Below are 22,771 nucleotides of genomic sequence, written 5' to 3'. Positions count from 1 at the left end.
CCCGTGTTTTCCCGGGTGAGGCAGTCAGCTCTTGAGGCGAACCCGCGGCATGATTCGCATTTCGACGATCTTCATCGCCATCTGCATGGTCCTGGTCGCGGCTTCGCTCGGGCTCGTGCTCTATTCGGTCGCGGGCATCAGCGGGACGCAATCGGCGATCGTGGCGCTGACCGCGCTGACTTTCCTGATTCTCTACAACGCGGTGTCGATGCGGCTGCGCGACCGCAGCGACGTCGGCGGCCAGATCGCCGACCTCTCGCGGGGCACCGCCGACCTCGCCCGCCAGGTGGCCGAGTTCGGCCGCCGGCTTGCCGCGATCGAGGGGCGCATCGCCTCCTCAAATGCGGCCAACTCCGACCGCATCCAGTCGGTGATCGGCGAAATCAACGAACTCGGCGGGCTGGTCAGGCAGCTTGCCACGACCGTGGCGACTCATGAGGATCTGCTGGCGGGCAACGCACCGGCGCCAGTTTCTGCACCGGTCACAAAGCCCGAGCCGGAGGCGATGATCGATCTGGCCGCCCCACTCGAGGAAAAGCCGGTCGCGCCTCCTCCGCTTCCCGCACCGCCCCCACGGCCGGCGCCGGTCGTTCAAACTCAATCCGCCAACCCGGTTCAGACCGCCAACGGACGCAATCAGACCCAGCTGCTGGCGACGCTGCGCAACGCGATTGACGAGAACCGCATCGACATCTTCCTGCAACCAATGGTGACGCTGCCACAACGCAAGGTGCGGTTCTACGAAGCGGTGACGCGCCTGCGCGACGAGCGCGACCAATTGATTGCCGCCGAGGAGTTCATCAGCATCGCGGAAGCCTCCGGGCTGATCGGGCGCATCGACAACATGGTGATGCTGCGCTGCGTGCAGGTGCTGCGGCGCCTGATGGTCCGCAACAAGGACGTCGGCGTGTTCTGCAACGTCGCGGTCTCCACGCTCGGCAATTCCACCACCTTCGCGCAATGCCTCGACTTCCTCGAAGCCAACCGGGCGCTGGCGCCCTCGCTGGTTCTTGAGTTCAAGCAGTCGACCTTCCGCAATCTCGGCCCGGCCGAGACCGAGAATCTCGCCGCCCTTGCCCAACGCGGCTTCCGTTTCTCGATCGACCACGTCACGGACCTGCGCATTGAGCCGCGCGAGCTCGCCGATCGCGGGGTCCGCTTCATCAAGGTGCCGGCTGCGCTGCTGCTCGACCCCAGACAGGCTTCGACCTCCGACATCCATCCGTCCGATCTTTCGGACCTGCTGGGCCGCTTCGGCATCGACCTGATCGCCGAGCGGATCGAGGGCGAGCGCGCGGTCGTGGACCTGCTCGACTATGACGTGCGATTCGGCCAGGGGTTCCTGTTCGCGCCGCCCCGGCCATTGCGGCCCGAGGGGGCATCTGCTACCGCCGGGACCTCACCTAACCAGGCGAAAGACATTCAGGGACCTAATGGCTCCGCTACACCCAGCGCAGGCGCGACGTCCTCTGCGCCTCCGCCACAACGCATCACCGGCAACGCGGCGCTCGCGCGTCGCATTTGATCGGCCGCGCGCCTCATGACTGCGCTGCATTTCGCCGAAGGCCTGCGCGAGCTCGTGGGCGGTGTGGACGTCGTGCTCAGCGATATCTGGGGCGTGGTCCACAACGGCCTGGAGTCCTTTCCCGAAGCCTGCGAGGCGCTGCACACCTATCGCAGCCACGGCGGTACGGTGATCCTGATCACCAACGCGCCGCGTCCGGCGGACTCGGTGCAGCGGCAATTGCGCAAGCTCGGCGTCGCGGATGAGACCTATGATGCGATCGTATCGTCGGGCGATCTGACCCGGCTCTATGTCGCCGAGCATCCCGGTCGCAAGATGTTCTGGCTCGGTCCCGAGCGCGACAACTCGATCTATCGTGGCCTCGACGCAGTGACAGCTCCGCTCGAGGAAGCCGATTACATCGTCTGCACCGGCCTCTATGACGACGAGACCGAGACGGCGGAAGACTATCGCGGCATGATGCTGAAGGCGCGCGAGCGCAAGCTGACGCTAGTCTGCGCCAACCCCGATATCGTGGTGGAACGTGGCGACCGGCTGATCTATTGCGCCGGCGCAATCGCGGAGCTCTACCGCGAGCTCGGCGGCGAGGTGATCTTCTACGGCAAGCCGCACCGGCCGATCTACGAGCGTGCCATGGCGCTCGCCGGAGAACGACAGGGCTACCAGATCGACCGCAAGAAGGTGCTTGCCATCGGTGATTCCGTCCGCACCGACCTAACCGGCGCGCGCGAGTTCGGCATCGATTGCCTGTTCGTGACCCGCGGAATTCATGCCGAGGAGTTCGAGGGTCTCGACCAGCTCGACCCGGCGTCCGTGATGGAATTGTTCGGCCACCCGCCGAAGGCGCTGATGCGCGAATTGAAGTGGTGACGGCTTCGGCCGACCGCGACAGTTCGGACTTAGACCAATTGCCTAAGTGCCCGACCCGTCACGGCCGGCTTGACTCGGCCATCCACGGCTCTCTGCACCAAAACGTGGATGCCCGGGACAAGCCCGGGCATGACGATCTCAGCAGATGAATGTTGTCAGGCGAGGCGCGCTTACGCGCTCGCCATGTCCGGGAAGACCGCCTCGATCTTGGTCTTCAACGTCGCCGCGTTGAACGGCTTGACGATGTAGTTGTTCACGCCAGCCTTCTTGGCGGCAATCACGTTCTCGGTCTTGGATTCCGCCGTGATCATGATGAAGGGCGTGGTGGCGAGGTTCGGATCCGCGCGCACTTCGCGCAACAGGTCGTAACCCGTCATCGGCTCCATGTTCCAGTCGGAGATCACGAGCCCGTATTTCTTGCCACGCATCTTGTTCAGCGCTGCCGAACCGTCGCTTGCATCATCGATATTCTCGAAGCCAAGCTGCTTCAGCAGATTCCGGATGATACGGATCATGGTGCTGTAGTCATCCACCACCAGAACCGGCATCGACAAATCAACCGCCATCTCGACTCCCCCAACGCAAACCCAGGAAATATTAGGATCGGATCTGCCAAGCCGGGGCCCGGCAGTTCCACGCTCAAGGACTAGCACCAAGGCGTTAAACAGCGCGTTAATTGCCGACATGTTCGAAGGACTGAAATCGTGTTCAATGTCTTCGCTCCCCCCGCTTGACTTGGTCGGGCCGGTCGCGCCACGGTCCGGGCCGGTCCTGCCCGCTTCGAGAATTTCCCTGATGGTCCAGCCTTTTACCGTTATCCGCGACACAACGCCGGATTCCGCGATTCCGAGGGGCGCCGTGGTCGCCATGGGCAATTTCGACGGGGTCCATCTTGGCCATCGGGCCGTGATCGCGGCTGCCCTGGAGATGGGCCGGACGCATGGCCGCCCTGCGCTGGCATTGACCTTCGAACCCCATCCGCGGCGGTTTTTCAGCCCCAACACCCCGCAATTCCGCCTGACGGACGAGCGGGCCAAGCTGCGACTTCTGGCCGGCACCGGCCTTGCCGGCGCCGTCGTCATGACATTCGACAAGGCCCGTGCCGGAACCAGCGCCCAAGATTTCATTCACCATGATCTGATCGGACGTCTCGGCGTCAGTGGTATCGCGGTCGGCTACGACTTCCATTTCGGCAAAGGTCGCGTCGGCTCGCCGAGCCTGCTCGTCAACGAGGCGCCACGGCTCGGAATCGAGGTCGACGTGCAGCCGCATGTCGATATCGACGAACGGCCGGTGTCCTCCAGCGCGATCCGGATCGCCCTCGCCGAGGGCCAGCTGGATGAGGCCACGACCATGCTGGGCGCACCCTGGTTCATCACCGGCGAGGTCATCCATGGCGAAAAGCGCGGCCGCGACCTCGGCTATCCCACCGCCAACATCCGCCTCGACGCCAATTGCGGTCTCAAGCACGGCATCTACGCGGTGCGGGTCGGCCGCGGCGCCGAGCGGCTCGACGGGGTAGCCAGCTTCGGCCGCCGCCCGACGTTCGACAATGGCGCCCCGCTGCTGGAAATCTTCCTGTTCGACTTCAAGGGCGACCTTTACGGGCAGCTCCTCGACTGCGCTTTCATCGGCTTCATCCGCGAGGAGCTGAAGTTCGACAGCCTCGAGGCCCTGATCCGCCAGATGGACGACGATTCCGCCCGCGCCCGCGCCATGCTGGCCGCCGCCCCGGACGCGTTTCCGCGGCTCGGGACGGTCGACTGAACCTGAAGCGAGCCTCCGAACCTTTGCGCTTCCCCTGGCCCCCTGCTATGGAGAGCCCATGTTTGCGCGGCGCATCATAGGGATTAGCGGCCCGGCTTCCGCCTGAGCCTGAAGGCTCGGCGCAAGACCGGGATTTCGTCGTTTCGCCCGCGATTCCGCATCGCCATTCGTTTCCGCGCCCTTCCGAGCCAGTCAGCCTCATGTCCGAAAAGCCGCAAAAGTCCCAAAAGTCTGAAGCCAAAGACTATTCGAAGACCCTGTTCCTGCCGCAGACCGAATTCCCGATGCGCGCCGGCCTGCCGCAACGAGAGCCGGAGATCCTCAAGCGCTGGTACGAGATCGGCCTCTACGAGAAGCTGCGCGAGAGTGCCAAGGGCCGTGCCAAGTTCGTGCTGCACGACGGCCCGCCCTACGCCAACGGCAACATCCATATCGGCACGGCGCTGAACAAGATCCTGAAGGATCTCGTCACCAAGAGCCAGCAGATGCTCGGCTTCGATTCCAACTACGTGCCGGGCTGGGACTGCCACGGCCTGCCGATCGAATGGAAGGTCGAGGAGGAGCACTATCGCAAGAAGGGCAAGCAGAAGCCCGACTTCCGCGACAGCGCCGCAATGATCGATTTCCGGAAGGAGTGCCGCGCCTATGCCACGCATTGGCTCGGCGTGCAGCGCGAGGAGTTCAAGCGCCTCGGCGTGATCGGCGATTGGGATCATCCCTACGCCACCATGAACTATCCCGCCGAAGCCCAGATCGCGCGCGAGCTGATGAAGTTCGCCGCCAACGGCACGCTCTATCGCGGCTCCAAGCCTGTGATGTGGAGCGTGGTCGAGAAGACCGCGCTGGCCGAGGCCGAAGTCGAGTACGAGGACCACACCTCCGATACGGTGTGGGTGAAGTTCCCGGTGACGTCGCCCGCGCACGGCGCGCTTGCCTCCGCAAGCGTCGTGATCTGGACCACCACGCCCTGGACCCTGCCCGGCAACCGCGCCATCTCTTTCTCGCCGAAGATCGCCTACGGCCTGTACAAGGTCACGGACGCGCCCGCCGACAATTGGACCAAGACCGGCGACCTCCTGATCCTCGCCGACGCGCTCGCTGAAGAAGTCTTCAAGCAGGCGCGTGTGACCGCCTATGAGAAAGTCCGTGACGTCCCTGGCGACACCATGGACGCGATCGAATGTGCCCATCCGCTGAAGGGCGTTGGCGGCGGCTATGACTTCGTCGTGCCGCTGCTGCCCGGCGACCACGTCACCGACGACACCGGCACCGGCTTCGTGCACACGGCTCCCGGCCATGGCCGCGAGGACTTCGACGTCTGGATGGCGCATGCACGCGATCTCGATGCGCGCGGCATCACCACTGCAATCCCCTACACCGTGGACGAGAACGGCGCCTACACCGATCATGCGCCCGGCTTCGTCGGCAAGCGCGTCATCACCGACAAGGGCGAGAAGGGCGACGCCAACGAGGCCGTGATCAAGGCGCTCGTTGAGCGGGGCATGCTGCTCGCGCGCGGCCGGCTCAAGCATCAATATCCGCACTCCTGGCGCTCCAAGAAGCCGGTGATCTTCCGCAACACGCCGCAATGGTTCATCGCGATGGACAAGCCGATTGTGGACGCCCCGGGCAAGGCCGGGGCTATGGACATCGCGACGGGAGGCAAGACCAAGAGCGGCGATACGCTGCGCGCCCGCGCGCTGCACGCGATCTCGGTGACGCAATGGGTGCCGCCGTCGGGCGAAAACCGCATCAACGGCATGATCGAGGCCCGCCCCGACTGGGTGATCTCGCGCCAGCGCGCCTGGGGCGTGCCGATTGCCGTGTTCGTGCGCGAGAAGGGTGACGGCTCCGCCGAGATCCTCCAGGACGAGGCTGTCAATGCGCGCATTGGTGAAGCTTTCGAAAAGGAAGGCGCAGACGCCTGGTACGCGAAGGGGGCGCGCGAGCGCTTCCTCGGATCGCGCGCGAGCGAAGACTGGCAGAAGGTCGACGACATTCTCGACGTCTGGTTCGATTCCGGATCCACCCATGCTTTCGTGCTGGAAGACCCCGTGCATTTCCCGGGACTGTCGGGCATCAAGCGCAAGGTCGATGGCGGCACCGACACGGTGATGTATCTGGAAGGCTCGGACCAGCACCGCGGCTGGTTCCACTCGTCGCTGCTGGAAAGCTGCGGCACGCGAGGTCGGGCACCCTACGACATCGTGCTGACCCACGGCTTCACCCAGGCCGAGGACGGCCGCAAGATGTCGAAGTCGCTCGGCAACACCATCGAGCCGCAGTCGGTCATCAAGGAATCCGGCGCCGACATCCTGCGGCTGTGGGTTGCATCCTGCGACTACACCGACGACCAGCGCATCGGCCCCGAAATCCTGAAGAACACCGTCGAAACCTATCGCAAGCTGCGCAACACCGTGCGCTGGATGCTCGGCACGCTACATCACTACAAGCCGGCCGACGCGGTCGCGCCCGACCAGATGCCCGAGTTGGAGCGCTTGATGCTGCACGAGCTCGCCGTGCGCGCGGCAGCGATCGGGAAGGCTTATCGGGAGTTCGACTACAAGAGCGTGGTCGCGATCCTGTCCGCCTTCCTCAACAGCGAGCTCTCGGCGTTCTATTTCGACATCCGCAAGGACACGCTGTATTGCGACCCGCCGTCATCCGCGACGCGCAAGGCGGCGTTGACGACCATCGATCTGTTGTGCGCCTCGATACTGAAATGGCTTGCCCCGATCCTCAGCTTCACGGCAGAGGAGGCGTGGCGCATGTACCGGCCCGACGCCGAGCCGTCCGTGCATCTGACGCTGTTCCCGACCGATCTCGAAGATTTGCGCGACGACGAGCTCGCTGCGAAGTGGGAGGCGATCCGCAACGTCCGGCGCGTCGTCACCGGCGCGCTCGAGCTGGAACGGGCCGCCAAGAACATCGGCTCCTCGCTGGAGGCCTCGCCGGTGATCTATGTCGCCGATCGCGGCATGCTGATGACGCTGTTCGACACCGACCTCGCCGAGATCTGCATCACCTCGAACTACGAGGTGCGTGAGGGCGAGGCACCAGCTTCGGCGTTCCGTCTCGATGCCGTGCCGGGAGTCGCTGTCGTGGTGGAGAAGGCAGTCGGCAGCAAATGCGCCCGCTCCTGGAAGATTTCGCCGACGGTCGGCGAAGACGCTGAATACCCCGACGTCACCCCGCGCGACGCCAAGGCGCTGCGCGAGTGGAAGGCGCTGGGGGTGAGCGTCTGATCGGTCGGCCATGACCCCGCTCCGCGCCGGCATCCTCGCGGCCGTGGTCACGCTCGTGGCCGACCAGGCCACGAAGCTGTGGCTCTTGAATGTGTTCGACCTCGCCCGCCGCGGCGTGGTGCGGGTGACGCCGTTCTTCGACTTGGTGCTGGCCTGGAACATCGGCATCAGCTTCGGCTGGCTCCAGAGCGACAATCAGGCGGCTCAGTTCGCGTTGATGGCCGTCAAAGGTATCGCGGTGGTCGCGCTGGCAGTCTGGATGGCCCGCTCGCACACTCTGCTGGCGACCATTGCGCTCGGCCTCATCATCGGCGGCGCCATCGGCAACGGCATCGACCGCCTGGCCTATGGCGCGGTGGTGGATTTCGCCCTGTTCCACATCGAGATCGCCGGAAAAACCTATAATTGGTATGTGTTTAACCTCGCGGACGTGGCCATCGTTGCTGGGGTGGCGGCGCTATTGTATGATTCCTTCCTGGGGGTACCCGCCGCAAAAGCGCCCTGATCCCGGCCGATACGGACCGGCAGCTGGAACCCGGCTTTGCGAGGGTTAGAGCCGCGTGCGAGCGGCAATCGGCCACGATATGAAACAGGTAAAGTGATGCGCAGCGCGATGACCAGCGGTTCGATGGTGCAAGACCCCCGGTGGGGGTTCTGGCGGGCATTGAAATTATCCGCTGTTGCACTCGGCATCGGTCTCGTCATGTCGACCGGCGCGGCCCGCGCCGGGGACGACGACGAAGAAGACGATATGACCTTCGAAGAGAGGCTCATCGACAACCTGATGTCGGGCATCGGTGCCAAGAGCATGGAGAAGAAGGGCATCGAGTACCGCGAGCGCTCGCCGCTGGTCGTGCCGCCCAAACTCGATCTGCCGCCGCCTGCGACCGAAGCCAAGGCTGCGCCGAACTGGCCCAAGGACCCCGACGAGAGGCGCCGCAAGGAAGCCATCGCCGCACGCAAGAAGGCCACGAAGGCAACGGAGAGCTGGCAGGCCGCCCAGCCTCTGACTCCTGCCGAGATGAAGTCTGGCCAGGTCGCCGCAGCGCCCCGCACCAGCAACGATCCAATTCAGCCGGGTACCAACAGCAACCCTTCTCTGAGCCCCGCCGAACTCGGTTTCACCGGTGGCCTGTGGAATATGATGAAGGGCGGCAGCAGCTCCGAAACCAAGCAGTTCACGTCGGAGCCGCCGCGCCAATCGCTGGTCGAGCCGCCGCCGGGATACCAGACGCCCTCGCCGAACTATGCCTATGGCGCCGGCGGGCCGGACAAGTCGCGACGGATGTACTACGACATCATGTCGGGCAAGGAGAAGGAACAATAGCGTTCCCCGTCCTGTCGCGACATTTTGACCGACGCGAGTCGAGGGTCGACGGCTCATGTCCGCGCCCGACGCCGTTTAAGATTGCCTATCAGTAACTTGCCTCCGCGTTGAGTTCTCTGCTTCGTGACGCGAAGCCTTGGCCGCACGGTGTAACATGCCGTGCCTTCAGAGCCGGACATCCGGGCTCGGCCTTTCACTAGGGATCATGATGTCATCTTACCGATCGGCTGCCTGCCTCCTTGCCGCGCTGCTTTCGACGAGTGTCCTCTCGGCCGGCGCCGCCACGGCCCAGACCACGGTAACATCGGCCCCACCCACCAGCTTCACGCTCGGCAACGGCATGCAGGTCGTGGTGATTCCCGATCGCCGCACGCCTGTCGTCACAGAGATGATCTGGTACAAGGTCGGCTCCGCAGACGAGACGCCGGGCAAGTCCGGCCTCGCCCACTTCCTCGAGCACCTGATGTTCAAGGGCACCGCGAAGCATCCGGCGGGAGAATTCTCCCAGACCGTGCTTCGCATCGGCGGCAACGAGAACGCCTCGACCTCGGTCGACTACACCAATTACTACCAGCGTGTACCGAAAGAGCAGCTGCCGACCATGATGGAGTTCGAGGCTGATCGCATGACCGGCCTCGTCCTCAAGGACGAGAACGTGCTGCCGGAGCGGGATGTCGTGCTTGAAGAGTACAACATGCGCGTCGCCAACAATCCGGACGCGCGGCTGAACGAGCAGATCATGGCCGCGCTCTATCTCAACCATCCCTATGGACGTCCGGTGATCGGCTGGCATCAGGAGATCGAGAAGCTCGATCGCGAGGATGCGCTCGCCTTCTATCGTCGCTTCTACGCGCCGAACAACGCGATCCTGGTGATCGCCGGTGACGTCGACGCTGCCGAGATCCGTCCGCTGGTCGAGCGCAATTTCGGTTCCATCCCGGCGCAGCCCGCGATCCCGGCGCGACGTGTTCGTCCGCAGGAACCGGACCCCACGGCGCCGCGCACCGTCACGCTGGCCGACCCGCGAGTCGAGCAGCCGAACATGCGGCGCTATTATCTCGTGCCGTCGGCGACCACGGCTGCAGCCGGGGAAAGCGCGGCTCTCGACGTGCTCGCGCAGCTGATCGGCAGCGGCAGCAATTCCTATCTCTACCGCGCGCTCGTCGTCGACAAGCCCCTGGCGGTCTCGGCCAGCGCCAGCTATTCGAGCATCTCGCTCGACCCAACCCAGTTCGCGATCTCCGCTGCGCCGAAACCCGGCGTCAGCTTCGCAGAGGTGGAGCAGGCGGTCGACGATGTCATCGCCAGCGTTGCGCAGAACCCGATCCGCGCTGAGGATCTGGAAAGGGTCAAGACCCAGCTCATTGCCGAGGCGATCTACGCCCAGGACAACCAGGCGGTGCTGGCGCGTTGGTACGGCGGCGCGCTGACCACGGGCCTTTCGATCGAGGATATCAGGAGCTGGCCCGATCGCATCCGCGCCGTCACTGCCGAGCAGGTCCGAGCCGTTGCGCAGAAATGGCTCGAGAAGAAGCGCTCGGTGACGGGCTATCTGATCAAGGACACCGCCACCGCCAAGCGCGAGGAGAAGCGTTCGTGACCCATCACTTCCTTCGCGCAAGATGCTTCCGAGGCACAAGACACGCCGCGCACTCCTTCGTCATCGGCGCGGCGCTTGCGCTGGCGGCGGTCTCGCCGTCGCAGGCTGCCGCAAAGATCCAGCACCTGATCTCGCCGGGCGGCATCGAAGCCTGGTTCGTGCAGGACGCAACCGTGCCGCTGATCGCCATGGAATATTCCTTCGCCGGCGGCTCGGCGCAGGACCCCAAGGACAAGCCGGGCGTTGCCAATCTGGTCGGCTCTCTCCTCGACGAAGGCTCAGGCGATCTCGATTCCAAGACATTCCGTGAACGGCTCGACCGACGCGCCATCGAGCTCTCCTTCAACGCCACCCGCGACACCCTCCGGGGCAGCCTGCGCATGCTGCGCGACAACAAGGACGAGGCCTTCGACCTGCTCAGGAGCGCGCTCACGTCACCGCATTTCAACCCGGCGGATGTCGAACGCATCCGCTCGCAGGTCATTTCGGGCCTGCGTCGCGAGACCACCAATCCCACCTCGCTGGCAAGCCGCAAGTTCCTGGAGGTCGCCTTCGGCGATCATCCCTACAGCCGGCAGACCAACGGCAACCTCGACAGTGTGCCGACCATCACCGTCGCCGATATGAAGGATTATGTCGGTCGGGTGATCGCCAAGGATGGGCTGAAGATCGCCGTGGTCGGCGATGTCGATCCGGCGACCCTCGGCAAGTTGCTCGACCACACGTTCGGTAGCCTGCCCGCCAAGGCCAATCTGACGCCGGTCCCCGACGTCGAGGCCGCCAATCCGCCGCAACGCGCCTTCGTCACGCTTGATGTGCCTCAGACCGTGATCACCTTCGGCGGCCCGGGCGTGAAACGCAGCGATCCCAACTTCATGGCGGCCTATGTCGTCAATCACATTCTCGGCGGCGGCGGACTGTCCTCCCGGCTCTATCGCGAGGTCCGCGAAAAGCGTGGACTGGCCTATTCGGTGTTCGAATCGCTGCTTTGGATGGAGCATTCGGCCATCTTCATCGGCAATACCGGCACGCGCGCCGACCGCGCCGGCGACACCATCGATGCCATCGAGAAAGAGGTGCGCCGCATCGCCGAGGAAGGCCCGACCCAGAAGGAGCTGGACGAGGCCAAATCCTACCTGAAGGGCTCGCAGATGCTGGCGCTCGACACCTCGTCCAAGCTGGCGCAGGCGCTGCTGCAATATCAGCAGGACAAGCTGCCGATCGACTATATCGAGAAGCGCAACGCCATCGTCGACGCGGTGACGCTGGACGACGCCAAGGCGGCCGCCAAGCGCCTGTGGGGCCAAGGTCTCCTGACCGTCGTGGTCGGCCGCACCCCGCAGGCCGCTGTGCAACCGGCGGCAGCACCGACGACGAAGTCGAACTGACCAGCTGCCATTCCGGGACGATGCAAGGCATCGAAGCATGGTGCGCGATTGCGCACCTGAGAATCTCGTCGTTCCGGCTGGCCCTTCGGACAGCCGGAATGACGAACTCCATCTAAAACCGCTATTGTGCGCACCCGAATCTCTTGCTGGTGCCATCATGCTGCGGATATCCCGCAATCTCGTCATCGACGAGGACGATATCGAGATCGGCTTTGTCCGCGCCTCCGGCCCGGGCGGGCAGAACGTCAACAAGGTCGCGACATCGGCGCAGCTGCGCTTCGATACACGCAAGCTGACCTTGCCGGAGGATGCGGCGATCCGCCTCGCCCGCCTCGCCGGCCAGCGTATGACCAAGGACGGCGTCATCGTCATCCAGGCGCAGCGCTTCCGCACCCAGGAGCGCAACCGGCAGGACGCCATCGACCGTCTCACCGAGATGCTGCGCGAGGCGATGATCAGGCCGACGCCGCGGCGCGCGACGCGGCCGACCTTCGCCTCCAAGCAGCGCCGGCTCGAAGGCAAGAAGCGCCGGAGTGACGTCAAGGCCGGACGCGGCCGTAGCTTCGAAGACTAGCGGTTGTTCCAAGGTGGACAGCATGTGGGCAGCCCGGACATGCCTCATGCAATTGAGCGCCAGCAGGACTAGATTGGCCGTCTGAACGTCCACTGAGTCCCCCATGCCCGTCCGCCAGCTTCCAGAACAGGTCGTCAACCGCATCGCCGCGGGCGAGGTGGTCGAGCGCCCTGCGAGCGTGGTCAAGGAACTGGTCGAGAACGCCATCGATGCCGGCGCGAGCCGCATCGACGTCTTCACCGACGGCGGCGGGCGGCGGCGGATCGGCATCACCGACGACGGCAGCGGCATGACCGCGAAGGATCTCGCCCTTGCCGTGGAGCGCCACGCCACCTCCAAGCTCGACGACGAGGATCTGCTGCAGATCCGCACCCTTGGGTTTCGCGGCGAGGCGCTGCCGTCGATAGGCTCGGTGGCGCGGCTGTCCATCACCACCCGACATGCCAGCGAACCGCACGCCTGGGCGCTGACCGTCGAGGGTGGCACAAAGTCCGAGATCATGCCCGCGGCCCTGGCCCACGGCACGCGGGTCGAGGTTGGCGACCTCTTCTATGCGACGCCAGCGCGGCTGAAGTTCTTGAAGACCGACCGCACCGAGGCCGAAGCCATTCGCGAGGTGGTGCGGCGCCTCGCCATGGCGCGGCCCGACATCGCCTTCACGCTCGCGGGCGAAGAACGCGCGCCGGTGACCTGGGCCGCCGCCCTGCCCGGCACCGCGGGACGGCTGACGCGGCTCGGCGACATTCTGGGCGCGGAATTCCGCAGCCACGCCATCGAGGTCCATGCCGAGCGCGAGGGCGTGGTCGTCGCCGGCTATGCCGCAGCGCCGGCGCTCACGAAGGCCAACGCGCTCGGGCAATATCTCTTCGTCAACGGCCGCCCCGTGCGCGACAAGCTGATCCTTGGCGCGGTGCGTGCGGCCTATTCCGACTATCTGCCGCGCGATCGCCATCCGGTGCTGGCGCTGTTCGTCACGCTCGATCCGCGCGAGGTCGATGCCAACGTGCATCCGGCCAAGACCGAGGTACGCTTCCGCAACGCGGGCCTCGTGCGCGCGCTCATCGTGCACGGATTGAAGGAGGCCCTCGCGCGCGAGGGCCGGCGGACCGCCGCCAACAGCGGCGAGAGCGCATTGTCATCGTTCCGGCCCGCCTTCACGCCGCAGCGTCCGGCGAGCTGGGACTGGCGGGCCTCGCCATCAGCTCCCGTCGCGCCGTTACCATCATTCGAAGGTGCCGCAGCGCCGGCCTTCGCTGAACGCGCGCAGGCGGCCTTCGATGTCGGTGCACCCAGCGCGGACGTGCGGATCGAGCCGCAGCCCGCCGGCGATCTCGTCGACCGCCCGCTGGGAGCGGCACGCACGCAGATCCACGAGACCTACATCGTCTCGCAGACCCGTGACGGCCTGATCATCGTCGATCAGCATGCCGCGCATGAGCGCATCGTCTACGAGCGGCTCAAAGCCTCGCTGGCCGCGAACGGCGTTCAGCGGCAGATCCTCCTGATCCCCGAGATCGTCGAGATGGACGAGGCGACCGTGGAGCGCCTGCTCGAGCGCAGCGCGGAGCTGGCATCCTTCGGCCTCGCGATCGAATCCTTCGGCCCCGGCGCAGTTGCGGTGCGCGAGACACCGTCGCTGCTCGGCAAGACCAATGCCGGCGGCCTCCTGCGCGATCTCTCCGAGCACATGGCCGAATGGGACGAGGCGCTTCCTCTGGAACGTCGTCTGATGCACGTCGCCGCCACCATGGCCTGCCACGGCTCGGTACGCGCCGGCCGCAGGCTGCGGCCGGAAGAGATGAACGCCCTGCTGCGCGAGATGGAGGACACCCCGAACTCCGGCCAATGCAATCACGGCCGGCCGACCTATGTGGAGCTGAAGCTGAGCGACGTGGAGAAGCTGTTCGGGCGGAGGTGACTCCGCAGCGGCAGGGTGGATGAGCCGAAGTCGTAATCCACCTCTTCCTCTTCCGCAGCGAGAGACCGTGGCGGATTACGCTTCGCTAACCCGTCCTGCGCAAGAACACGAATTCCGTGTCGTCGTACGCCCGCCGCTCCAACTCCTCAAAGCCCTCCGGCGGCACGACCTGCGCGGCCTTCGACTCTTCCACCACCAACAACGCGCCCGGCGTGAGCCAGCCGCCATCGCGCAAGCTCGCAAGCGCCTTTTCCGCAAACCCCTTCCCATAGGGCGGATCGAGGAAGACCAGCGAGAACGGCTCGACGGGATGCGCAGGGCCGAGATCCGTCGCATCGCGGCGGTAGACCTTGGTGACGCCGCCGAGGCCGAGCGCCTCGACATTGTTACGCAGCAGTGCACGGGCCTCGGCGCCATTGTCCACGAACAGCGTGAACCTCGCGCCGCGCGAGGCCGCCTCGATGCCGAGGGCGCCCGTGCCGGCGAAGAGATCGAGCACGCGCGCATCCTCGATCGGATTGTCATAGGCGTGCACGAGAATGTTGAACACGGACTCGCGCAGCCGGTCCGCCGTGGGGCGGATGTCGCGCGAGGACGGCGAGGCGAGATTGCGCCCCTTCAAACGACCGCCGACGACGCGCAACGTCAATCCTCCCGCGGGGTCAGGTCGCGCTTGCCGTGGTAGCCGCGCTTGGGACGGCGCGGCGGGCCATAGCCGCCCGCTTCCATCTCGTTGCGCTCGCGCGCCTCCTCGCTGCCGGTGCGCTGCACCAGCACGCGGCGGCCCTTGCGGTCGTTGATCACCGCGCGCTTGCTGGCGGGCTTCTTCGATCCATCGTCCTCGCGTGTGGCTGGTTTCGCCGGCACATCGAACTCGGCACCCGACTTCTCGATCACCTTGTCGCCGAGCTGCTCGCGCAGCACCCGGGAGCGGACCTCCTCGACCTGGCCCTCGGGGATCTCGCCGAGCTGGAACGGGCCGTAGGAGACGCGGATCAGGCGGTTTACCTCGAGCCCGAGATGGGCACAGACATTGCGCACCTCGCGGTTCTTGCCTTCACGGATTGCGAACACCAGCCAGACATTGGCACCCTGGTCGCGCTCCAGCGTCGCCTCGATCGGACCGTACTTGACGCCCTCGATCTCTATGCCGTTCTTGAGCTCGTCGAGCTGCGCCTGCGTGACGTCGCCATGAGCGCGGACGCGGTAGCGGCGCAGCCAGCCGGTGTCGGGCAGCTCGAGCGTGCGGGCGAGCCCTCCATCGTTGGTGAGCAGCAGCAGGCCTTCGGTGTTGAAGTCGAGCCGGCCGACGCTGATGAGGCGCGGCAGGCCCTCGGGCAGATTCTCGAACACGGTCGGACGCCCCTCAGGGTCGTCATGCGTGGTCATCAGCCCGCGCGGCTTGTGATAGAGGAACAGCCGCGTGCGCTCGCGCTCCGGCAACGGCTTGCCGTCGACCATGACGACATCGTTCTTCGTGATGTCGAGCGCCGGCGAGTTGATGACACGGCCGTTGACGGTGACGCGGCCCTGCGTGACCATTTCCTCGGCGTCGCGGCGCGAGGCAAGACCCGCGCGGGCCAGCGCCTTGGCGATGCGCTCTCCGGCCTTCTTCGGCTTCGGCGCGTCTTCGCGCCGCGGCCGACCCTCGAAGTCGCGATCACGCTCGCGATAGGCGCCGCGGCCGCCGAAAGCGGGGCGCTTCTCGAAAATCCTGCCGTCGTCCTCGTTGTCGCGCCGCGGCCTGTCGCGAAAACGACCTTCGTTGCGCGGATGCTCCTGCCAGTCCGTGCGGCCTTCCGGCCGTCCTTCGCGCGGACGCTTGAAGTGCGGACGATCGTCGCCGGAACGCTCCTCACGCGGGCGCGAGAAGCGCGGGCGATCATCCCCCTCGTCACGACGCTTGGAGAAGCGCGGACGGTCTTCGCCGCGACCACCGTCCGGGCGGTCGGGGCGCTGACGCCAGGGCTTCTCCTCGCCGCGGTCACGGCCGCCGAAGTCCCTGCCGAAGCTCTTGCGCGGGCGATCTCCATGCGGCCGGTCATCGCGCTTCTGCCACGGCTTGGAATCGCCGCGCTCGCCACGATCGCGCGGACGATCACCGCGATCGCCGCCACGCGAAAACTTCCGCTCGCCGTCGAACTTCCGTTCGGGACGATCGCCGCGCGGCGCATAGGGCCGCTTGTCGCCGAACTTCCGCTCGCTGGAGCGCCCGGCCGGACGCGCATCGTCGCGATCCCGGCTGCGCGGCGGGCGGTCGTCGCGGCTATGGGACGGACGGTCACCGCGGGGCTTGAACGGCCGCTTCTCGCCATCGCGCGAGCCGCGATCGGAAAACGGGCGGTCGCCGCGCGGCTTGAAGCTGCGCTCGCCGCGGCCCTCACCGCCGCGGTCGTCGCGCTTGACGCGGGGACGGTCGCTGAAATCGCGGCGCGGGGCATCGCCCTCCTCGCGGCGGCGGAACGGGCGGCTGTCACGGTCGCCTCGCGGCGGCGGACGGCTGTCGCGATCGCCCTTGCCCTCGAAGCCGCGCTTGGCGAATTTCTTCTCAGGCCCGCGCGGCTTGCCGCTGCGGCCTTTGGCGGGGCCTCGCCGGCCGCGGGAATCGTTGTCTTTGTCGCTGTCGCGAGGCATGACTAATCTCACTTGACGGGGTAGCCAGACGGCACTGCGCGCTCGTTCCGAGCCGCACGCTCAGGCAAATTCGGTATCCACTCTCGCTGAAGGCGGAGCTAGTAGCAGGTTTCTGGCGATGATACGAGGCATGAAAGCCCCTTCTTTCATGGATTTGGCGCTTCAGGCGGCTGAAAATGCCGGTCAATCGGGCGAAGTTCCGATCGGATGCGTGGTGGTCCGCAACCAGGAGGTGATCGCCACCGGGGCCAACCGGACGCTGACGGACCATGATCCGACCGCCCATGCCGAGATCGTCGCACTGCGCGAGGCCGCGAAAAAGATCGGCAGCGAACGTCTCGTCGACTGCGACCTCTACGTGACGCTGGAGCCCTGCACCATGTGTGCGGGCGCGATCTCCTTTGCAAGGGTGAGGCGCCTCTATTACGGCGCGGCGGACCCGAAGGGTGGCGCGGTGGAATCGGGCGTCCGGTTCTTCGCTTCGCCGACCTGCCATCACGTGCCGGACGTCTATTCCGGCGTCGGCGAGAGCGAGGCCGCGCGGCTGCTCAAGGAGTTCTTTCGCGAGCGGCGGTAGGTCTCTCCCCCGTCATTGCGGCTTAGCCTGAGAAGAACTCCAGCAGCGCCTTCGCGGTCACCTGCGGATTCTCCTCGGTGAGGAAGTGCCCTGAATCCACCGGCATGCCGTCGACGTTGGTGGCCCATTGCTTCCAGGTGTCGAGCGGGGTCGCGGCCGCCTGAGCGATGCCGGCATTGCCCCACAGCGCCAGCATCGGAATGGTGATCTTCTTGCCGGCCTCGAAATCGGCCTTGTCGAGGTCGTAGTCGAAATAGGCGCCGGCGCGGTAGTCCTCGCACATCGCGTGCACCCGGGAAGGATCGCGGAACGGGGCGATGTAGTGCTCGAGCGCGCGCGGATCGATCGCGTCCAGCGTCTTCGACCTGGTCTGGCTCGCCATCTTGAAGCGCAGGAAGAATTCGCCATTGCTCGCGATCAGCGTCTCCGGCAGCGGAGCGGGCTGCGCCAGGAAGGTCCAGTGGTAGATCTTCAGCGCTGAGGCGCGGTTCATCCGCTCCCAGTAATCGTAGGTCGGCAGGATATCGAGCACGGCGAGCTTCGACAGCCGGCCGGGATGGTCGAGCGCCAGGCGGTAGGCGACGCGGCCGCCGCGGTCGTGGCCGGCGAGACCGAAATGCACATGGCCGAGGCGCTCCATCGCCTCGACCATGGCTCGCGCCATCGCGCGCTTGCTGTAGGGCATGTGCAGCGCATCGCTGGTGGGCATGTCGGACCAGCCATAGCCCGGCAGATCGGCGATGATCAGCGTGAAGGCTTCCGCGAGGTCGGGCGCCACCCGGTGCCACATCACGTGCGTCTCGGAGAAGCCGTGCAGCAGCAGCAGCGGCGGGCCCTTGCCGCCGACACGGGCGAAGATGCGGCCGAAGGAGGTATCGATCCATTCGGCGGCGAAGCCCGGATAGAGGTCGACGAGGTCGGACATCTTCTTGCATCCTTATTGGTCGGTCGCGGGGCCGCCCGACACAGCGAAAGTCGAAAACAACCCCATGCACAGTACCGGTATTATCAGCCCGGCACCTAACCCCAACAGCTGATTGCATAATCTGCAATGCCGATGTGGCGGGGTGGTGACGCAAAACCGCGATGGACCGGACGGCCGGCTTGCGCGCCGGCCGGCATGACGGGCTAGCCCTGGGCCTTCTCCGCCTCCACCGCCTGCCAGCCGATGTCGCGGCGGCAGAAGCCGTCCGGCCAGTCGATGCGGTCGACGGCCTGGTAGGCGCGGGCTTGCGCCTCGGTCACGGTCTTGCCCAGCGCGCAGACGTTGAGGACGCGGCCGCCATTGGCGAGGATGGCGCCGTCCTTCGCCACCGTGCCGGCGTGGAAGATCTCGACGGTCTCGACCTTGGCGGCCTCCTCCAGCCCGGCGATGCGGGTGCCCTTCCGGTAGTCGCCGGGATAACCCTTCGCGGCCATCACCACGGTGAGCGCGGAATCCGGATGCCAGCGCAGGTCGAAATTCTTCAGCTGCCCGTCGCAGGCGGCCAGGAAGGCCGGCACGATGTCGCTCATCATGCGCAGCATCAAGACCTGGCACTCGGGATCGCCGAAGCGGACGTTGAACTCGAACAATTTCGGGCCCTGCGTCGTCAGCATGATCCCGGCATAGAGCACGCCGCGGAACGGCGTGCCGCGCTGCTTCATGCCTGCGACCGTCGGCAGGATGATCTTCGCCATGATCGCGTCGTGGACGGCAGGCGTGACCAGCGGCGTCGGCGAATAGGCGCCCATGCCGCCGGTGTTCGGGCCGACGTCGTGGTCGAACACGCGCTTGTGGTCCTGGGCGGAGGCGAGCGGAATCGCCGTCTCGCCGTCGCACAGCGCAAAGAAGCTGATCTCGCGGCCCGGCAGAAACTCCTCGATCACGACCTCAGCGCCGGCCTCGCCGAAGGCGCCCTCGAACATCATGGCGATGGCATCCTCCGCCTCGCGCACGGTCTTGGCGACGACGACGCCCTTGCCGGCGGCGAGGCCGTCGGCCTTGACCACGATCGGCGCGCCCTGGCTCTGCACATAGGCGCGCGCGTCATCGGCATTGGTGAAACGCTTGTAGGCGCCTGTGGGAATGCCGAACTCGGTGCACAGCGCCTTGGTGAACCCCTTGGAGCTTTCGAGCTGCGCCGCCGCCCGGCTCGGGCCGAACGCCTTGATGCCGCTAGCTGCGAGATCGTCGACGATGCCGGCCGCCAGCGGCGTTTCCGGCCCGACCACGACGAGCTCGACCTTGTTCTGCCGGCAGAAGTCGATCACCGCGGCATGGTCGGCGACATCGAGCGCCACGCACTCCGCCTCCCTGGCGATGCCGGCATTGCCGGGCGCGCACCAGAATTTGGTCACCAGGGGAGAGGCTGCGATCTTCCACGCCAGGGCATGTTCGCGGCCGCCGGAACCGAGCAGGAGAATATGCATAAGAGGCTCAGAATGAGGGGTTTTGCTGGGGCGGAGGTCGCATGAATCGGGGTGGGGCTCAAGGGGGACCTGCTCCGAACTCCCGTCATTCCGAGGCGCGCACGCTAGGGCGTGAGCCCCGATCCGTAGGCCGCCGGCTGTCAGCACGGACAGTATTTGCGCAAACCGGACACTCGGTTGGACCCACTAGTCTCAGATGGGCGAGGAGCGGACATCTCGAAGATTGGGAATGGCCGCGCTATGAGCAATGCGCGGTGGAAGCTGCACTGTCGCAGGTAGCGCCTCGGATCCAGCAAATCAAACCGACAAGGACCAAATCCGCTGGGGGTAACCTGAGCTGATTTATGTCAGGTTGCCCGTGCCACTTTACAATGCGCAACGAATCGTCGGTGCCGCGTCAGTGCGGCCGGAAGCTCAATCCCCAACAGACGTATCCCGCGTGAGGGTAGCGGCATGAAGGAAGAGCATGCATTTGACCAAAAAGCGCTGATCGAGATCGTCAGCGCCAAGCCGCAGAACTTCGCGTGGTTCCTGGGCGCTGGTGCATCACGGTCTGCTGGCCTCCCCAGCGCCACCGATCTCCTTTGGGACCTCAAGCGCCATTATTATTGCCGCGAGGAAAATCAGGAAATTACGCGCCAAGACATCCAGAACGACGCTGTCCGTCACCGTATCCAATCGTTCATGGAGTCTCGCGGATTTCCTGCCGAATGGGCCGACAACGAATACGAAGCGTACTTTGAGAAGCTGTTCGGCAAAGAAGTCCTTGAGGTCGGCGTTGAACACGAACCGCTTGTTTCGGTGCGCCGTGGCGTTCGTGACAATCGAAAAGTCCCTCTTAAAGCCGTGTGCCAGTCGGCACTGACTTCGGGAGCGGGATTGTTCCAACTCAACATGAATGTCCAAAAGAAGATCAGCCAACTTTGTCTGAATCATCTTCAGGCGCGGCTTGGGGGCCGTGATTAATCGCCAGCCACCTCCCTTCTTGGGTATAGTGAACTGCTCGTACTTCTGCTCATCAGGGAGCCAGTAAAGAACGAACGACAAGGATGCCGGTTGGACTCCCAAAACTCGTGCCAGTTGGGGGAGCGTCTTAACGCCTCTGAGTCTAGCCAGCTGTGTCATGAGGGAAAAGGGCTTGCGGATACTCGTACGCCAGATCAGACGCATAGACGCAGCGAACGGCACGGAGCGCGCATTCCTACGCGCATTCATATCAACTGTCGCGAAGCACAACAGCAAAATCTATCCGCAAGCCTTAGTTGCAGTTGATCAGTCCACTCTTGCTAGGGCAAGGCTCGCGGCTACTTATCAACAAGAGCATCAAGCGGTCTAAGCCCTCCCAGCCTTGTACCAACCGAAGCAGATTTAAACGTCAGAATTACGGTGACAGCCCGTAGGACAGGTTGAGCTCTTGCGAAACCCATCGCGCTTGTTTCGTGATAAGATCGCGTTATGACCGCGTACCGCCGCAACTTCGTGCCGGTGGTTGTTTCTTCTTCACCGTCAATCTGGCGGAGCGGAGGCTGTCATTGCTGACAGATCATGTCGAGGCGTTGCGCGCGGCGTTTCGCGAAACGCGTCAGCGCCATCCGTTCACGATCGATGCCATCGTGATTTTGCCTGACCACCTTCACACGGTGTGGACGCTACCAGAAGGTGATGCCGATTTTGCGATGCGCTGGCAGCTGATCAAGTCCACCTTTTCGCGCGGCCTGGCGCACAATGAAAGGATATCCCAAAGCCGCTTGGCCAAACGTGAACGGGGCATTTGGCAGCGCAGATATTGGGAGCATACCATTCGTGACGACGTCGATTTCGCGCGGCATGTCGACTATGTTCACATCAATCCGGTCAAGCACGGGCTCGTCAACCGGGTGCGTGACTGGGCGCCCTCGTCGTTTCATCGCCACGTCAGGCTTGGCAATTATCCGGTCGATTGGGCCAGCGATCAATTGGATCACGGCCGCGACTACGGTGAGCGGGGATAAAGCAGCGATGGGTTTCGCAAGGGCTCAACCCATCCTACGAACTGTCTGGTGGTGAGCTCGTCGAGCTCGGCCAGGCGCTTGCCGGCGATCGACTTTTCGCCGTGCGAGCAATCGGCTACACGGGAATTGCATTTCCCCCGCGTGCTCGCAAAGCGCTGATCCAACAAGGCCCAGAGATGACTGAAAAGCCGCAGCCGGGCGCGCCCGCCCTGGAAAAAGGGCTGGACCTTCTGGAGGCATTGGCGGGCGCTGCGCGCGGAATGAGCCAGAAGCAGCTTGCCGAACGCGTCGGGCGCTCCGTCAGCGAGATCTTCCGGATGCTGGTGGCGCTGGAGCGGCGCGGCTATGTCGCGCGCGACCCGGCGACCGGCGAATACACCTTGACGCTGAAGCTGTTCCGGATCGCCTCGCAATTCCCGCCGACCGAGCGGCTGCTGAAGGCGGCGCTGCCGGTGATGGAGCAGCTGGCGTCGCGCGTGCAATTGTCCTGTCACCTCACGGTGCTGCACGGCGAGCAGTTCATGGTGATCGCCCGGATCGAGCCGGAATGGCTGATGGGCTGGTCGGTCAAGGTCGGCGCGGTGTTTCCGCTCACCCAGCAATACGCCTCCGCGAAGGTGCTGGCGGCCTTCCAGCTCGAGGGCCGGCGCGAGGAGCTTGCGCAGGTCATCGCGACCAATGACCGGATCAGCACGAAAAAGGCGCTTGCCGCGCTCGACCGCATTTCGGCGGAGGGAGGAAACTTCTCCAATGACGACGGCTATACGCGCATCCTGGCCTATAGCTGCCCGATCGTCGAAGCCTCAGGCCGCGCGGTGGCCGCGATGACCGTCCCGCTGGTGCGGCAGGATCAAATCCCCGCTAGCGAGGCCGGCACCATCGCCGCCGAGCTGCGCAATGCGGCCAGGATCGTCTCCGAGAAGATCGGCGGCGTGTCCTGACG

Annotated in this window: 18 protein-coding genes and 1 pseudogene; 14 read left to right on the top strand and 5 right to left on the bottom strand. The window is 65.1% G+C overall.

What is annotated here, in order from left to right:
- The first annotated feature begins 49 nt into the window (after positions 1-49).
- Both ASG57_RS10870 and ASG57_RS10865 read left to right on the top strand, forming a co-directional pair.
- On the top strand, positions 50-1,525 hold the full coding sequence (locus tag ASG57_RS10870; protein ID WP_024340473.1) for an EAL domain-containing protein: 1,476 nt from the start codon (positions 50-52) through the stop codon (positions 1,523-1,525).
- 15 nt (positions 1,526-1,540) lie between these two features.
- The gene (locus ASG57_RS10865) at positions 1,541-2,395 is read left to right on the top strand and encodes a TIGR01459 family HAD-type hydrolase (protein ID WP_024340474.1); all 855 of its coding nucleotides are present in this window, start codon (positions 1,541-1,543) and stop codon (positions 2,393-2,395) included.
- Positions 2,396-2,565: 170 nt separating this feature from the next.
- On the opposite strand, the gene ASG57_RS10860 is transcribed toward ASG57_RS10865, so the two are convergent.
- Positions 2,566-2,961, bottom strand: coding sequence for a response regulator (locus ASG57_RS10860; RefSeq protein ID WP_008567674.1), 396 nt, complete (start codon positions 2,959-2,961; stop codon positions 2,566-2,568).
- Positions 2,962-3,190: 229 nt separating this feature from the next.
- Between ASG57_RS10860 and ASG57_RS10855 the strand changes: the two genes are divergently transcribed.
- The 8 genes from ASG57_RS10855 to mutL all read left to right on the top strand — a co-directional run bounded on the left by ASG57_RS10855 (position 3,191) and on the right by mutL (position 14,214).
- Positions 3,191-4,162: a bifunctional riboflavin kinase/FAD synthetase gene (locus ASG57_RS10855; RefSeq protein ID WP_024340475.1), complete on the top strand. Its 972-nt coding sequence runs from the start codon at positions 3,191-3,193 to the stop codon at positions 4,160-4,162.
- 200 nt (positions 4,163-4,362) lie between these two features.
- Entirely contained in the window at positions 4,363-7,407 is a 3,045-nt protein-coding gene (ileS, locus tag ASG57_RS10850; RefSeq protein WP_024340476.1) for an isoleucine--tRNA ligase, read from the top strand.
- 10 nt (positions 7,408-7,417) lie between these two features.
- A complete protein-coding gene (gene lspA / locus ASG57_RS10845; protein ID WP_024340477.1) occupies positions 7,418-7,912 on the top strand; it encodes a signal peptidase II in 495 nt (164 codons plus the stop codon).
- 96 nt (positions 7,913-8,008) lie between these two features.
- Positions 8,009-8,734: a hypothetical protein gene (locus tag ASG57_RS10840; protein ID WP_024340478.1), complete on the top strand. Its 726-nt coding sequence runs from the start codon at positions 8,009-8,011 to the stop codon at positions 8,732-8,734.
- Between the two features lie 205 nt (positions 8,735-8,939).
- Positions 8,940-10,334, top strand: coding sequence for a M16 family metallopeptidase (locus ASG57_RS10835; RefSeq protein ID WP_029674203.1), 1,395 nt, complete (start codon positions 8,940-8,942; stop codon positions 10,332-10,334).
- Positions 10,253-11,722: a M16 family metallopeptidase gene (locus tag ASG57_RS10830; RefSeq protein WP_028145952.1), complete on the top strand. Its 1,470-nt coding sequence runs from the start codon at positions 10,253-10,255 to the stop codon at positions 11,720-11,722. Before ASG57_RS10835 ends, ASG57_RS10830 begins: the two co-directional genes overlap by 82 nt.
- A 157-nt stretch (positions 11,723-11,879) precedes the next feature.
- Entirely contained in the window at positions 11,880-12,296 is a 417-nt protein-coding gene (gene arfB, locus ASG57_RS10825; RefSeq protein ID WP_024340481.1) for an alternative ribosome rescue aminoacyl-tRNA hydrolase ArfB, read from the top strand.
- A 103-nt stretch (positions 12,297-12,399) separates the two neighbouring features.
- Positions 12,400-14,214: a DNA mismatch repair endonuclease MutL gene (gene mutL, locus ASG57_RS10820; RefSeq protein ID WP_024340482.1), complete on the top strand. Its 1,815-nt coding sequence runs from the start codon at positions 12,400-12,402 to the stop codon at positions 14,212-14,214.
- 85 nt (positions 14,215-14,299) lie between these two features.
- Here the strand turns inward: mutL and rsmD are convergent, their stop codons facing one another.
- Positions 14,300-14,857, bottom strand: coding sequence for a 16S rRNA (guanine(966)-N(2))-methyltransferase RsmD (rsmD, locus tag ASG57_RS10815; protein WP_024340483.1), 558 nt, complete (start codon positions 14,855-14,857; stop codon positions 14,300-14,302).
- A 2-nt stretch (positions 14,858-14,859) separates the two neighbouring features.
- Positions 14,860-16,848, bottom strand: coding sequence for a pseudouridine synthase (locus tag ASG57_RS10810; protein ID WP_024340484.1), 1,989 nt, complete (start codon positions 16,846-16,848; stop codon positions 14,860-14,862).
- Positions 16,849-16,966: 118 nt separating this feature from the next.
- Between ASG57_RS10810 and tadA the strand changes: the two genes are divergently transcribed.
- Positions 16,967-17,425: a tRNA adenosine(34) deaminase TadA gene (gene tadA, locus ASG57_RS10805; protein ID WP_029674204.1), complete on the top strand. Its 459-nt coding sequence runs from the start codon at positions 16,967-16,969 to the stop codon at positions 17,423-17,425.
- Between the two features lie 22 nt (positions 17,426-17,447).
- Here the strand turns inward: tadA and ASG57_RS10800 are convergent, their stop codons facing one another.
- Both ASG57_RS10800 and purD read right to left on the bottom strand, forming a co-directional pair.
- Positions 17,448-18,350: an alpha/beta fold hydrolase gene (locus ASG57_RS10800; RefSeq protein ID WP_024340486.1), complete on the bottom strand. Its 903-nt coding sequence runs from the start codon at positions 18,348-18,350 to the stop codon at positions 17,448-17,450.
- 203 nt (positions 18,351-18,553) lie between these two features.
- Positions 18,554-19,837: a phosphoribosylamine--glycine ligase gene (gene purD, locus ASG57_RS10795; protein ID WP_024340487.1), complete on the bottom strand. Its 1,284-nt coding sequence runs from the start codon at positions 19,835-19,837 to the stop codon at positions 18,554-18,556.
- A 453-nt stretch (positions 19,838-20,290) separates the two neighbouring features.
- On the opposite strand from purD, the gene ASG57_RS38350 reads away from it, so the two are divergent.
- From ASG57_RS38350 to ASG57_RS10780, 3 genes and pseudogenes are all read left to right on the top strand, one after another.
- The gene (locus tag ASG57_RS38350; RefSeq protein WP_162250046.1) at positions 20,291-20,803 is read left to right on the top strand and encodes an SIR2 family protein; all 513 of its coding nucleotides are present in this window, start codon (positions 20,291-20,293) and stop codon (positions 20,801-20,803) included.
- A 489-nt stretch (positions 20,804-21,292) separates the two neighbouring features.
- Positions 21,293-21,828 (top strand): annotated as a pseudogene (locus ASG57_RS10785) (REP-associated tyrosine transposase).
- 176 nt (positions 21,829-22,004) lie between these two features.
- Positions 22,005-22,769, top strand: a complete 765-nt coding sequence (locus ASG57_RS10780) for an IclR family transcriptional regulator (RefSeq protein ID WP_024340490.1) — start codon at positions 22,005-22,007, stop codon at positions 22,767-22,769.
- Positions 22,770-22,771 lie beyond the last annotated feature (2 nt).

This window comes from Bradyrhizobium sp. Leaf396, assembly GCF_001424605.1.
Lineage (GTDB): Bacteria > Pseudomonadota > Alphaproteobacteria > Rhizobiales > Xanthobacteraceae > Bradyrhizobium > Bradyrhizobium japonicum_C.
The sequence above is the reverse complement of the archived record's forward strand: the minus strand, read 5'-3'. Positions and strand labels throughout refer to the sequence as shown.

Excerpts from the sequence above, each read along its gene's own strand:
- ASG57_RS10860 (WP_008567674.1), bottom strand. The coding sequence starts at position 2,961 with ATGGCGGTTGATTTGTCGATGCCGGTTCTGGTGGTGGATGACTACAGC.
- ASG57_RS10780 (WP_024340490.1), top strand. The coding sequence starts at position 22,005 with ATGACTGAAAAGCCGCAGCCGGGCGCGCCCGCCCTGGAAAAAGGGCTG.
- purD (WP_024340487.1), bottom strand. The coding sequence starts at position 19,837 with ATGCATATTCTCCTGCTCGGTTCCGGCGGCCGCGAACATGCCCTGGCG.
- ASG57_RS10830 (WP_028145952.1), top strand. The coding sequence starts at position 10,253 with ATGGCTCGAGAAGAAGCGCTCGGTGACGGGCTATCTGATCAAGGACAC.
- mutL (WP_024340482.1), top strand. The coding sequence starts at position 12,400 with ATGCCCGTCCGCCAGCTTCCAGAACAGGTCGTCAACCGCATCGCCGCG.
- ASG57_RS10800 (WP_024340486.1), bottom strand. The coding sequence starts at position 18,350 with ATGTCCGACCTCGTCGACCTCTATCCGGGCTTCGCCGCCGAATGGATC.
- arfB (WP_024340481.1), top strand. The coding sequence starts at position 11,880 with ATGCTGCGGATATCCCGCAATCTCGTCATCGACGAGGACGATATCGAG.
- ASG57_RS10865 (WP_024340474.1), top strand. The coding sequence starts at position 1,541 with ATGACTGCGCTGCATTTCGCCGAAGGCCTGCGCGAGCTCGTGGGCGGT.
- ASG57_RS10835 (WP_029674203.1), top strand. The coding sequence starts at position 8,940 with ATGATGTCATCTTACCGATCGGCTGCCTGCCTCCTTGCCGCGCTGCTT.
- ASG57_RS10855 (WP_024340475.1), top strand. The coding sequence starts at position 3,191 with ATGGTCCAGCCTTTTACCGTTATCCGCGACACAACGCCGGATTCCGCG.
- tadA (WP_029674204.1), top strand. The coding sequence starts at position 16,967 with ATGATACGAGGCATGAAAGCCCCTTCTTTCATGGATTTGGCGCTTCAG.
- ASG57_RS38350 (WP_162250046.1), top strand. The coding sequence starts at position 20,291 with ATGAAGGAAGAGCATGCATTTGACCAAAAAGCGCTGATCGAGATCGTC.
- ileS (WP_024340476.1), top strand. The coding sequence starts at position 4,363 with ATGTCCGAAAAGCCGCAAAAGTCCCAAAAGTCTGAAGCCAAAGACTAT.
- ASG57_RS10810 (WP_024340484.1), bottom strand. The coding sequence starts at position 16,848 with ATGCCTCGCGACAGCGACAAAGACAACGATTCCCGCGGCCGGCGAGGC.
- ASG57_RS10870 (WP_024340473.1), top strand. The coding sequence starts at position 50 with ATGATTCGCATTTCGACGATCTTCATCGCCATCTGCATGGTCCTGGTC.
- lspA (WP_024340477.1), top strand. The coding sequence starts at position 7,418 with ATGACCCCGCTCCGCGCCGGCATCCTCGCGGCCGTGGTCACGCTCGTG.
- ASG57_RS10840 (WP_024340478.1), top strand. The coding sequence starts at position 8,009 with ATGCGCAGCGCGATGACCAGCGGTTCGATGGTGCAAGACCCCCGGTGG.